The sequence below is a fragment of the Halomonas sp. genome (assembly GCF_014859505.1).
Taxonomy (GTDB): domain Bacteria; phylum Pseudomonadota; class Gammaproteobacteria; order Pseudomonadales; family Halomonadaceae; genus Halomonas.
Map to the genome: position 1 here is coordinate 1 of NZ_JACUUD010000096.1, position 11,492 is coordinate 11,492.

Consider the following 11,492-nt stretch of genomic DNA (forward strand, 5'->3'; position numbering starts at 1 on the left):
GCAGGAGCACACCGAGACCTTCACGGCCTTCCCCTGGGAGAAGACCGACCGCGCCGCCGCGCTGCGCGACGCCGCCAGGCTCTGATCCCGACGACACGGAGAGAAAAGATGTCCCGAAAGATCTACTGCATCGCCAACTTCAAGCCCAAGCCCGGCCGCGAGGAGGCCGTGTTCAGGGCCCTGCAGTCGCTCGAGCCCAATGCCCATCGCGAGGATGGCTGTATCCAGTACACCGTGACTCGGCATATCGATCATCCCAACGCCCAGGGCGCCAGCTACCCCATCGTCTTCCACGAGATCTGGGCCAGCCGCGAGGCCTTCGAGGCGCACTGCAGCCGTCGGGAGATCAAGGAGTTCTTCGCTACCCATGTGGAGTCGCCCGAGGGAGACGTGCACCACGCCAACGTCTGCGTCTACACCGACGAACCCCACGGCTACGACGCTCCGGCACTCTGATTCCAATGATAACGGCACGGGCCTGTCTGCCCGTGCCCTTCCATCCCGCAGGAGATCCTCATGACCGAGCAGAAGATGAACGTCGAAAGCTTCAACCTCGACCACACTAAGGTGAAGGCCCCCTACGTGCGCCTGGCCGATATCAAGACCGGTGAGCACGGCGACACCATCCACAAGTACGACATGCGCATCTGCCAGCCCAATAAGGCGCACATGGAGATGCCGGGGCTGCACTCCCTGGAGCACCTGATGGCCGAGCTGTCGCGCAACCATTCGGACAAGGTGGTCGACATCAGCCCCATGGGCTGTCAGACCGGCTTCTACGTGGCGATGATCAACCATGACGACTACGAGGGCGTGCTGACGCTGCTCGAGAAGACCCTGGAGGACGTGCTGGTGGCCGAGGAGGTCCCGGCCTGCAACGAGATGCAGTGCGGCTGGGCGGCCAGCCACAGCCTGGAAGGCGCCCAGCAGATCGCCCGCGGCTTCCTGGCCAAGCGCGACGAGTGGAGCCAGGTCTTCGCCTAACCCCCTTGTCAGCAGCCCCTGCGCTACCAAGTCCCGGGCAAAGGGGCTATGTTGGGCCTTCAGACAGATGGGTTGACAGTGTTTCCGATCGTTGGAGTTCCTGACCCGTTTGATGCGGAGGGGATTGGATGAATCACCCGGAACTCGATATCGAGAAGATCACCCGCCAGTTGGAGGACACCAGGGCGGCGTTGATCGACCAGAGCTACCAGAGCAAGGAGAGTCGCGCCACGGTCATGCTGGATCAGCAGTCGGTGGGGCGCCTGTCGCGCATGGATGCCCTCCAGGGCCAAGCCATGGCCAAGGCCGAGGAGGATCGCCGTCAGTTGGCGCTACGCCGGATCGAAGCGGCGCTGACCCGGATCGGCCGTGGAGAGTTCGGGGAGTGCATCGAATGCGGCGAGTGGATTTCCGCCAAGCGCCTGAAGTGGGATCCGACCGTGCTCAAATGCATCGACTGTGCGGAGTGACATGACCCAGAAAGACGTTGCCATAGACCGGGCGGTCGAACACCGCCACCTCGACCACACCCTGGAACGCATCGAGGCCAATCGGGAAGAGCTGGACCAGCGGCTGACGGCCTATGCCGAGGAGATCCAGGCCCAGAAGGAGTACCTCTGGTCGAACCGCGATGAGATGGATCATATCGAGAAGATCGCGGCGAGGGAGTCGATCGAGCAGTCCGTCATGTCCGGCGACAACGCCCTGGCCCGTCGCCAGAAGCTCGACAAGCTCCGCCACTCCCCCTACTTCGGGCGCTTCGACTTCGCTCGCGGCGGCAAGGCCGAACCGTTCTACATCGGCGTCCACCACTTCCATGATGACCTCGCCAGGATCAGCCGGGTGCATGACTGGCGGGCGCCCATCGCCTCGCTGTTCTACGACGTGGAGACCGGCACGGCCACCTACGAGAGCCCCGAGGGCCCGGTGGCCGGCGAGGTGACCCTGAAGCGGCAGTTCCGCATCAAGGGCGGCGAGATCGAGCTGATGATCGACAGCGCGGTGCACGTGGTCGACGACGTGCTCCAGGATGAGCTCGGCCGCGCCTCCGACGAGGGCATGAAGAACATCGTCGCTACCATCCAGCGCGACCAGAACGCCATCATCCGCGACGACGAGGCCCAGGTGCTGGTGATCCAGGGGGTGGCCGGCTCCGGCAAGACCTCCATCGCTCTGCACCGGATCGCCTACCTGCTCTACCGCTTCAAGGACACTCTGCGCTCCGAGGACATCCTGATCATCTCGCCCAACCGGGTGTTCTCCGACTACATCGCCAACGTGCTCCCGGAACTCGGTGAGGAGACGGTCAACCAGGTCGGCATGGAGGAATTGGCCGACGAGTTGCTCGATGGCCAGTATCGCTTCGAGAGCTTCTTCGAGCAGACCGCGGCGCTGCTGGAGAAGGACGACGAGGCGATGAAGGCGCGGCTGCGCTACAAGGCCTCGCCGGCGTTCCTGGCTGAGCTCGACCGCTACGCCGGCCACGTGGAGGCCAACCGCTTCGCCGCCGAGGATATCTGGATCGCCCGGCGCCTGGTGCCCGCCTGGCTGCTCGAGGAGGTGTTCCGCAAGCATCGCCACCTGCCCACCAATGAGCGCTTGAGGCAGGTGAGCTGGGAGATCGAGCGCAAGATCGGCAACCAGTACAACTATGACCTGGAACCCGAGGAGCGCAAGCAGCTCAAGGCGGCGGTCAAGACGATGCTGCGCCAGCAGACCCTGCGCGACACCTACAAGGGCTTCTACGACTGGCTGGGGCGTCCCGAATTGTTCAAGACCGCCTCCCGGGGCCGGCTCGAGTACGCCGACGTCTTCCCGCTGATCTACCTGAAGATGCGCCTGGAGGACGTGCGCTCGCGCTGGCGTGACGTCAAGCACCTGCTGGTCGACGAGATGCAGGACTACACCCCGGTGCAGTACGCGGTGATCGGCCGGCTCTTCGCCTGCAAGAAGACCATCCTCGGCGATGCCTTTCAGTCGGTAAATCCCTATACCGGCTCCGGGGTCGAGGAGATCCGCCGGGTGCTGCGCCAGTCCTCCTGCGTGACCCTCAACAAGAGTTACCGCTCGAGCCTTCCGATCACCCGCTTCGCCCAGCGCATTTCTCCCAACCCCGACCTGGAGGCGATCGAGCGCCCCGGGGAGGAGCCCGCGGTGATCCGCGCACGCACCCGCAAGGCGGAACTCGCCATCATCGCCGAGCTGGCCCTTGAGTTCACCGCCTCCGACCACAACACCTTGGGGATAGTCTGCAAGACCCAGAAGCAGGCGAAGCGGGTCTTCGAGGCCCTGGAGGGCGGCGAGCACGGCGAATTCGAGCGACTGCAGATCCTCGGCGAGAATAGCGCCGCCTTCGGCCGGGGCATCGTCGTCTGCACCGCCCACATGGCCAAGGGCCTGGAATTCGACCGGGTCATCGTGCCCGAGGCCACCGCGAAGAACTATGCCACCGACATGGAGCGTAACCTGCTCTATGTGGCCTGTACCCGGGCCATGCACCGTCTGGCGCTGACCCATGCCGGTCCCCGGACCTCCTTCCTGGACGAATCGCTGTTACGTTGATCCATGTCCTATGCAAGGCGCCCTGCATGGGGTAGAAACGTCAAGACAGATAACGACATACGCCAGCCAGGAAATGACACGATGACCGAACAGGTGATGGCCGCCATCGACGGCTCGAAGTTCTCGGAAGGGGTGTGCGACGCCGCCGCCTGGGCCAGCCAGGCTCTTGGCGCGCCGTTGACCTTCCTGCACGTGGTGGACAACCATCCCCAGACCGCCGAGGCGGACCTCTCCGGCAATATCGGCCTGGGCTCCCGGGAGCACCTGCTCGAGGAGCTGTCCCAGCTCGACGAGCAGCGCGCCAAGGTGGCCCAGGAGCAGGGCCGCCTGACGCTCAAGGCCGCCAAGGGGCGGGCCGTCGAGGTGGGGGTCGCGGAACCGGGCACCCGCCAGCGCAATGGCACCCTGGTGGAGACACTGGAGGAGCTGCAGGAGGAGATCCGTCTGCTGATCATTGGCAAGCGCGGCGAGACGGCCCACCAGGACAGCGGCCATCTGGGTTCCAACCTGGAGCGGGTGGTGCGTACCCTGCACCGGCCGATCCTGATGGTGCCGGACACCTTCGAGGCCCCCGAGACGGTGATGCTCGCCTTCGACGGCAGCAAGACCACCCGCAAGGGCGTGGAGATGCTGGCCAAGAGCCCGCTGTTCGCGGGCATTCCCGTTCACGTGGTGATCGTCGGCGCCGAGACCGGCGATAACCGCTCCCAACTCGACTGGGCGCTGAAGACCCTGCGAGACGCCGGCCACGAGGCCGTGGGTTCGATCCGTGCCGGCGAGGTGGAGGCCACCCTGCGCGGCTACCAGGAGGAGCAGGGCATCGACCTGCTGGTGATGGGCGCCTACGGCCACTCGCGCATCCGCCACCTGCTGGTGGGCAGCACTACCACCGAGATGCTGCGCCGCGCGAAGGTGCCGGTGCTGCTGCTGCGCTGATCGCGGCGGCCACTGGGCGCACGACGCCACGGCGCTCCCGAACGGATGAAGGGAGCCCGGGGCGTCCTGCTGTCAGGGGCAGCTGTCGCCGACCATCAGCTCGGTGGTCAGCAGGCTCGAGGCGGGCGGGGTCAGGCCGAGGATGATGCGGGCGGCCGTGCGGCCCTTCTCGGTGCTGTCCTGGCGGACCGTCGTCAGGTGCGGGGCCCGGTACTGTCCCTCGGCGATGCCGTCGAAACCGGTGATGCGCAGGTCCTCGGGGATGCGCAGGCCGCGTTGCTCGGCCAGGGTGACGGCGGTCAGCGCGATGCGGTCGGACATGCACAGCAGCAGGTCGGGGCGCTCGTCGTCGGGCGAGTCGAGGATCGCCTCGATCACCGGGGCGCACACCTCGAAGGTGTTCTCCTCGATGTTCCACATCGGCACCCCGGCAGGGTCGACCCCGTGCTCCGCCAGGGCGCGGTGGAAGCCGGTCAGGCGCGAGCGGGTGATGGTCTGCTCGGCCACCAGCAGGGCATGGGACGGGGTGATGCGACCGTTGCAGGGCTCGGCGGTGAGGCGCAGGTTGACGATGGCCGGCCGCCGCGGGGGCATCCGCAGGGCGTGGCGGGCGATGGCGAGGCAGGCGGCCTCGTTGTCGACGTGGACGGTGGGGCGGCCGGCGATGTCGAAGTCCACCGAGACCAGCGAAGCCTGGGCAGGCAGCCTGCCGAGCAGCGAGGGGCTCGGCATCAGGCCGTAGACGATGAAGCCGTCGGCCATGCTCGCCGAGCCCGGGATCTGGCCCTGGGTCTGGCGCGAGGAGAGCAGCAGTAGGGTGTGGCCCTGGGTGTCGAGCACCTCGGCCACCCCGGAGAGGAACTCGCTCGCCACGGCATCGTTCAGGCTGTAGGTGAGGCTCTCGGCGAGGATCACCGCGATGATCCGCGAGCGCCCGGTGCGCAGGCTGCGCGCCATGGCGTCCGGCCCTCGGTAGCCCAGGCGGCGCGCCTCGCCGAGGATGCGCTCGCGCAGGGCGGGCGAGAGCTGGTCCGGCCGGTTGAAGGCGTTGGAGACGGTGGCCGTGGAGACACCGAGCTCCCGTGCCAGATCCTTCAGCGTGATACGACGGGGGGTAGACACAAGCGCGGTTCCTTCGCCATCTGGATCGATTCAGTCAGCTCGCTATCCTAGTGGTCCGCGCGGCATTTGGCCACCGCCGCGCGACGCGGTCCCGACGACGGGGCGCGCCGCGAGCCTCAGGCCGCCGCCCGGGCTGTGGCGGCCGGCAGGGCGCGGCCCTCGCCATCAAACAGGTGCACATGCTGCGGGTCCGGCGAGAGGGCTACCCGCTGTCCCTCCTGCCAGCGGCTGGGCGCTTCGCTGCGGTGGATCAGCAGGGGGCCACCGTCACGGGCGTCCAGATAGACGTAGACCTCGTTGCCGAGGTACTCCACGTTGACAATCTCGAAGGCGTTGTCGCCGCTGGCCTCGGCCAGGCGCAGGTGCTCGGGGCGCACGCCCAGGGAAAGGGCTGTGCCGGCGGCGTGCTCACCGGCCTGCTGAGGCAGCGCCAGGTCGCCGACGCCCTCGACCGAGACCCGACAGCCCGCCTCGGGGTGTCCGGCCAGGCTTGCCAGCAGGAAGTTCATGGTCGGCGAGCCGATGAAGCCCGCCACGAACTTGGTTGCCGGCCGCTGGTAGAGCTCATGGGGGCTGCCTACCTGCTCCACGCGTCCGCCGTTGAGCACCACGATCTTGTCGGCCAGGGTCATGGCCTCCACCTGGTCGTGGGTGACGTAGATCATGGTGGAGCCCAGGCGGTTGTGAAGGCGGGCGATCTCGTTGCGCATCTGTACGCGCAGCGAAGCGTCCAGGTTGGAAAGCGGCTCGTCGAAGAGCAGGATGCGCGGCTCGCGGGCCATGGCGCGGCCCATGGCCACGCGCTGGCGCTGGCCGCCGGAAAGCGCCTTGGGCTTGCGGTCGAGCAGCTCCTCGAGCTGCAGGATGCGGGCGGTGGCCATGACCCGCTCGTGGATCGTCTCCCTGGCCTTCTTGGCGAGCTTGAGGCCGAAGGCCATGTTCTCGTAGACCGTCATGTGCGGGTAGAGGGCGTAGGACTGGAAGACCATGCCCACGCCGCGCTCCCGGGGCGGCAGCTCGTTGACCACGGTCTCACCGATGCTGAGCTCGCCGTCGCTGATCGACTCGAGCCCCGCGATCAGCCGCAGCAGGGTGGACTTGCCGCAGCCCGAGGGGCCGACGAAGACCACGAATTCGCCATCGCCGATGTCGAGATCCACATCCTTGATGATATGGGTACTGTCGAAGACCTTGTTGACCCGGTCGAGTTTGACGCTTGCCATCTGTTGACTCCTTGCCGGCCCCTTCCGTTGAGCGTTCCTGGCGGGGCCGGCGTCTTGTTATGGGCGCGGCGGACCGCTCAGGATACCGCGAACCAGGCGGCCTGGTAGGCCGGCAGCCGCAGGGTGTCGCCGTCGAGGGAGGCCGTGAAGCCATGGCCCTCGAGGGCGTGGTCGATCGCCAGCGGCAGCCGGGTCTCCCGTGGCTCGGCGGTCAGGTTGAAGAGGCAGAGGATCCGCTCCCCGGCCCCTTCGCGGACGAAGCCGACCAGCGCGTCGCCCACGTCGACCAGGCGCAGCTCGCCGTCGAACAGCGCCGGGTGCCTGGCGCGGAACGCCAGCAGGCGGCGGGTGGCGTTGAGCACCGACGCGCTGTCGTCCTCCTGCCGCGCCACCGAGAGGGGCAGGTGGCGCGCCTCTAGGGGCAGCCAGGAGGCGACGCCCGGGGCGGTGAAGCCGCCGCTCTCGGCATCGGTCCAGGGCATCGGGGTCCGGCAGCCGTCGCGGCCCTTGAACTCCGGCCACAGCACCTTGCCGTAGGGGTCCTGGATGCGCTCGAAGGGCACCTCGGCCTCGGGCAGGCCCAGCTCCTCGCCCTGGTAGAGGCAGACGCTGCCGCGCAGCGAGAAGAGCATCGCCAGCATCACGGCGGGGTAGGCCACCGGGTCCTCGCCGGCGCCCCAGCGGCTGGCGCTGCGCTCCACGTCGTGGTTGGAGATCGCCCAGCAGGGCCAGGCATCGCCGGCCAGGCGCTGGAAGCGCTCGATCACTTCGCGGAGATAGGCCGCCGAGTGGGGCTTGTTGAGCAGGTCGAAGGTGTAGGCCATGTGCAGCTTGTCGCCGCCGGCGGTGTACTCGGCCATGCGCTCGAGGGGGTTGTCGTCGCCGATCTCGCCCACTGTGGTGGTCCCGGGATACTCGTCCATCAGCGCGCGCAGCTCGCGCAGGAAGTCGAGGTTCTCCGGGCGGCTCAGGTCGAAGACATGGCGCTGCCAGGTGTAGGGGTTGGCCTCCGGGGCGCCCAGGGTCTTGGCCTCCCCCTCGGGGACCGGCGGATTGTCGCGCAGTTCGGCGTCATGGAAGTAGAAGTTGACGGTGTCCAGACGGAAGCCGTCGACGCCGAGTTCCAGCCAGAAGCGCATGTTGTCCAGCTGGGCGGCTCTTACGTCAGCGTTGTGAAAGTTGAGGTCGGGCTGGCTGCTCAGGAAATTGTGCAGGTAGTACTGGCGCCGGCGCGGGTCGAAGGTCCAGGCCGGGCCGCCGAAGATCGACAGCCAGTTGTTGGGCGGCGTGCCGTCCGGCTTCGGGTCGGCCCACACGTACCAGTCGGTCCTGGCATTGGTGCGGTCCTGCCGGCTCTCCTGGAACCACGGGTGTGACTCCGCGGTGTGGCTGATCACCTGGTCGATGATCACCTTCAGGCCCAGCGCATGGGCCCGGGCCAGCAGCGCCTTGAAGTCCTCCAGGGTGCCGAACATCGGGTCCACGTCGCGGTAGTCGCTGACGTCGTAGCCGAAGTCGAGCATCGGCGAGGTGAAGAAGGGCGACAGCCAGATCCCGTCCACGTTGAGCGAGGCCACGTAGTCGAGCTTCTCGGTGATGCCCGCAAGGTCGCCGATGCCGTCGTCGTTGGCGTCCATGAAACTGCGCGGGTAGATCTGGTAGATGACGCCACCGCGCCACCAGAAGGTGTTGTCCTGCATGGGGGATTCCAGAATTGACAGGGTGAATGGAGGCCTCAGCCCTTGACGGCACCGGCGGTCAGCCCCGAGACGATGCGCCGCTGGAAGATGATCACCAGCACCACCAGGGGCACGGTGACGATCACCGAAGCGGCCATGATCGGGCCCCAGGGCAGCTCGTAGGCGCTGCCGCCGGAGAGCAGGGCGATGGCCACCGGCACGGTGCGCTGGCTGTCGGTCAGGGTGAAGGTCAGGGCGAAGAGGAACTCGTTCCATGCGGCGATGAAGGCCAGCAGGCCGGTGGTGGCCATGGCCGGCCACATCAGCGGCAGGAACACCTTGGTGATGGTGATCCAGGGGGTGGCTCCGTCCATGATCGCCGCCTCCTCGAGCTCCATGGGCAGCTGGCGCATGAAAGTGGTCAGCACCCAGACGGTGAAGGGCAGGGTGAAGATGGTGTAGCTCAGGATCAGGCCGCCCGGGTTGTTGTAGAGGTTGAGCGCGCGGATCACCTCGAAGAGCCCGGAGAGCACCGCCACCTGGGGGAACATCGATACGCCCAGGATCACCAGCAGCACCGTGGAGCGGCCGCGGAAGCGCACCCGGCCCAGGGCGTAGGAGGCGGTGATGCCGAGCAGCAGGGCGATGAACACCACGCTGGTGGCGACCAGGATCGAGTTGAAGATCGCCTGGATGAAGCTGCGCTGAGTGAACACCTGCACGTAGTTGGCGAGATCCAAGGTGCTGGGCCACAGCTCGACCCGGAAGAGGTCGCCGGAGGGCTTAAGGGAGGTGATCACCGCGTAGTAGAAGGGGAACACCGCGACGACCACCACCAGGGCCACCAGCCCCCAGAAGCCGACCCGTGCGGCGAGCTTGTTGAACCGGCGCGAGGTCATGCGTCACCTCCCAGGTTGAGTTGCTTGCGGCCCAGGTAGAGATAGGCGATGGTCGCCAGGGCGATGATCAGGAACAGCAGGGTCGAGGCGGCGCTGCCGTAGCCCACGTCCTGGAACTCGACGAGCTGCTGGCGGGCGTAGATCGACATGGACATGGTGCTGGTGGAGTTCGAGGTCAGCACGTAGATGACATCGAACACCCGCAGGGCGTCGAGCAGGCGGAAGATCACCGCTACCATCAGCGCCGGGGTGATCAGCGGCAGGGTGACCCTGAAGAACACCCGGACCGGGTGGATGCCGTCCACCTCGGCGGCTTCGTAGCAGTCCTTGGGCAGCATCTGCATGGCGGCCAGCGCCAGCAGGGCGACGAAGGGCGTGGTCTTCCACACGTCGACCATGATCACCGCCCACATGGAGTAGCTGGCGTCGGCCGTCCAGGCGATGGGGTCGGCGATGATGCCGAGCGTCATCAGCAGCTCGTTGATGATCCCGAACTGGTCGTTGAGCATCCAGGCCCACATCTGCGCCGAGACGATGGTGGGAATCGCCCAGGGAATCAGCACCGCGGCGCGCACCAGGGTGCGGCCCTTGAACTCGGCGTTGAGGATCAGGGCCACGATCACCCCGAACACCACCTCCAGCGATACCGAGACGATGGCGAAGAAGAAGGTGTTCCACACCGAGCGCCACCAGACGGGGTCAGCCAGCACGCCGTACCACTGGCCATCATCGCGGACCAGGTAGTTCTCCAGGCCGATGAAGAAGATGTTGCTGAGATCGGAGAGGGAGGCGTCGGTGAAGCTGAAGTAGAAGGTGCGCACCAGCGGCCATCCGGCCACCAGGGTGAGCACCACCAGCATCGGGGCGAGGAACAGCCAGGCGGCCTTCACCCGCTGGCGGCGCACCTTGGTGCTGCGATACTGCGCGCCGTGGTTGACGGTTGAGGTCATGGGAAGGCTCCCGGTTACCAGTTGCGGCGCTTGACGCGCGAGAGCTCGCGCTCGAGGTCGGCCACGGCCTGCTCGCCGCTGCGGCTGCCGGAGAGCACGTCATGGCTGGCGCTGAAGAAGGCGTTGCTGACGCGGCCGTAGGCGTCACCGGTCACCGCCGAGGGGCGGGCCACGGCGTTGACGAAGGTGTTGTAGAGCTCGCCGAAGAAGGGCACGGCCTCCAGCACCTCCTCGTCCTGGTAGAGGGCCTCGAGGGTCGGGTTGTAGGCGCCGGCGATGGCGCGACGCTTCTGTTCGTCATGCCCGGTCAGGAAGGCGACCAGGTCCACGGCCAGTTCGGGATTCTCGCTGTAGCGGGAGATTGCCAGGTTCCAGCCGCCCAGGCCCGCCGCGCTTCTGTTCTCGCCGCCCGAAGCCGCGGCGCTCTGGCCATCGCCGCCCGCCGGCAGCTGGGTCACCCCCACCTTGTCGCGCACCTCGCTGCCCTCGCTCTGGGCCAGGGACCAGGCATAGGGCCAGTTGCGCATGAACACGGCATTGCCGCCCTGGAAGACCCCGCGGGCCTCCTCCTCGGTGTAGTTGAGGACTCCGTCGGGGGCGATATCGCCGACCCAGCTGGCCGCCAGGTCCAGGGCTGCCGCGGCGCGGGGGTTGTTGATGCTGATCTCGCCGTCGGGCTCCACCAGGGCGCCGCCGCCGTGGCTCGCCACCCACTCCAGGGCGTTGACGGTCAGGCCCTCGTAGGCCCGCCCCTGGAACACGAACCCGTGCATGCGCTCGTTGCCGGCCTCGCGCTCGGCCGCCTTGATCTCGCGGGCGATCTCGGTGAGCTCCTGCCAGGTCCCGGGAATCTCGTGACCATACTGCTCGAGCAGGTCCTTGCGGTAGTAGAGCACCCCGGCATCGGTGAACCAGGGCATCGCCACCAGGCGGCCATCGACGGTGTTGTTCTCGACGATCGCGGGGAAGTGCCCCTCGCCGGCCTCGTCACCCAGCGCCTCGCGCAGGTCGAGCAGGTGGGTGGCGAGCAGGCCCGGCCAGACCACGTCAATCTGCATCACGTCGATGTCGCTGGAGTTGGCGGAGAGGATCTGCTGGTAGAGCGACAGGCGCTCGGTGGAGGAGTTGGGGGTGGAG

At 67.1% G+C, this 11,492-nt stretch carries 11 protein-coding genes; 5 read left to right on the forward strand and 6 right to left on the reverse strand.

Annotated elements, in window-relative coordinates; all coding sequences use genetic code 11:
• The first annotated feature begins 108 nt into the window (after positions 1-108).
• From IBX53_RS12085 to IBX53_RS12105, 5 genes are all read left to right on the forward strand, one after another.
• Positions 109-456 carry a putative quinol monooxygenase gene (locus IBX53_RS12085; RefSeq protein ID WP_290909550.1) on the forward strand — a complete coding sequence of 116 codons (348 nt, stop codon included), beginning with the start codon at positions 109-111 and terminating at the stop codon, positions 454-456.
• 60 nt (positions 457-516) lie between these two features.
• Positions 517-984, forward strand: coding sequence for an S-ribosylhomocysteine lyase (locus IBX53_RS12090; protein WP_290909552.1), 468 nt, complete (start codon positions 517-519; stop codon positions 982-984).
• A gap of 128 nt (positions 985-1,112) precedes the next feature.
• Positions 1,113-1,454, forward strand: a complete 342-nt coding sequence (locus IBX53_RS12095) for a TraR/DksA C4-type zinc finger protein (RefSeq protein ID WP_290909554.1) — start codon at positions 1,113-1,115, stop codon at positions 1,452-1,454.
• Between the two features lies 1 nt (position 1,455).
• On the forward strand, positions 1,456-3,546 hold the full coding sequence (locus IBX53_RS12100) for a 3'-5' exonuclease (RefSeq protein WP_290909556.1): 2,091 nt from the start codon (positions 1,456-1,458) through the stop codon (positions 3,544-3,546).
• Positions 3,547-3,627: 81 nt separating this feature from the next.
• Positions 3,628-4,482, forward strand: a complete 855-nt coding sequence (locus IBX53_RS12105) for a universal stress protein (protein WP_290909559.1) — start codon at positions 3,628-3,630, stop codon at positions 4,480-4,482.
• A gap of 72 nt (positions 4,483-4,554) precedes the next feature.
• Here IBX53_RS12105 and IBX53_RS12110 read toward each other — a convergent pair whose 3' ends face one another.
• The 6 genes from IBX53_RS12110 to IBX53_RS12135 form a co-directional block, all read right to left on the reverse strand.
• Positions 4,555-5,604, reverse strand: a complete 1,050-nt coding sequence (locus IBX53_RS12110) for a substrate-binding domain-containing protein (RefSeq protein WP_290909561.1) — start codon at positions 5,602-5,604, stop codon at positions 4,555-4,557.
• Between the two features lie 116 nt (positions 5,605-5,720).
• Positions 5,721-6,827 carry an ABC transporter ATP-binding protein gene (locus IBX53_RS12115; protein ID WP_290909563.1) on the reverse strand — a complete coding sequence of 369 codons (1,107 nt, stop codon included), beginning with the start codon at positions 6,825-6,827 and terminating at the stop codon, positions 5,721-5,723.
• Positions 6,828-6,904: 77 nt separating this feature from the next.
• A complete protein-coding gene (locus IBX53_RS12120) occupies positions 6,905-8,527 on the reverse strand; it encodes an alpha-glucosidase (protein WP_290909564.1) in 1,623 nt (540 codons plus the stop codon).
• 35 nt (positions 8,528-8,562) lie between these two features.
• Positions 8,563-9,405, reverse strand: a complete 843-nt coding sequence (locus tag IBX53_RS12125; RefSeq protein WP_290909566.1) for a carbohydrate ABC transporter permease — start codon at positions 9,403-9,405, stop codon at positions 8,563-8,565.
• On the reverse strand, positions 9,402-10,355 hold the full coding sequence (locus IBX53_RS12130) for a carbohydrate ABC transporter permease (RefSeq protein WP_290909569.1): 954 nt from the start codon (positions 10,353-10,355) through the stop codon (positions 9,402-9,404). The genes IBX53_RS12125 and IBX53_RS12130 overlap by 4 nt, the downstream gene beginning before the upstream one ends.
• A gap of 14 nt (positions 10,356-10,369) precedes the next feature.
• A partial coding sequence (locus IBX53_RS12135) for an ABC transporter substrate-binding protein (RefSeq protein ID WP_290909572.1) occupies positions 10,370-11,492 on the reverse strand: 1,123 nt, incomplete at its 5' end.

Coding starts and splice junctions, on each gene's coding strand:
- IBX53_RS12085 (WP_290909550.1), top strand. CDS start 109: ATGTCCCGAAAGATCTACTGCATCGCCAACTTCAAGCCCAAGCCCGGC.
- IBX53_RS12090 (WP_290909552.1), top strand. CDS start 517: ATGACCGAGCAGAAGATGAACGTCGAAAGCTTCAACCTCGACCACACT.
- IBX53_RS12095 (WP_290909554.1), top strand. CDS start 1,113: ATGAATCACCCGGAACTCGATATCGAGAAGATCACCCGCCAGTTGGAG.
- IBX53_RS12100 (WP_290909556.1), top strand. CDS start 1,456: ATGACCCAGAAAGACGTTGCCATAGACCGGGCGGTCGAACACCGCCAC.
- IBX53_RS12105 (WP_290909559.1), top strand. CDS start 3,628: ATGACCGAACAGGTGATGGCCGCCATCGACGGCTCGAAGTTCTCGGAA.
- IBX53_RS12115 (WP_290909563.1), bottom strand. CDS start 6,827: ATGGCAAGCGTCAAACTCGACCGGGTCAACAAGGTCTTCGACAGTACC.
- IBX53_RS12120 (WP_290909564.1), bottom strand. CDS start 8,527: ATGCAGGACAACACCTTCTGGTGGCGCGGTGGCGTCATCTACCAGATC.
- IBX53_RS12125 (WP_290909566.1), bottom strand. CDS start 9,405: ATGACCTCGCGCCGGTTCAACAAGCTCGCCGCACGGGTCGGCTTCTGG.
- IBX53_RS12130 (WP_290909569.1), bottom strand. CDS start 10,355: ATGACCTCAACCGTCAACCACGGCGCGCAGTATCGCAGCACCAAGGTG.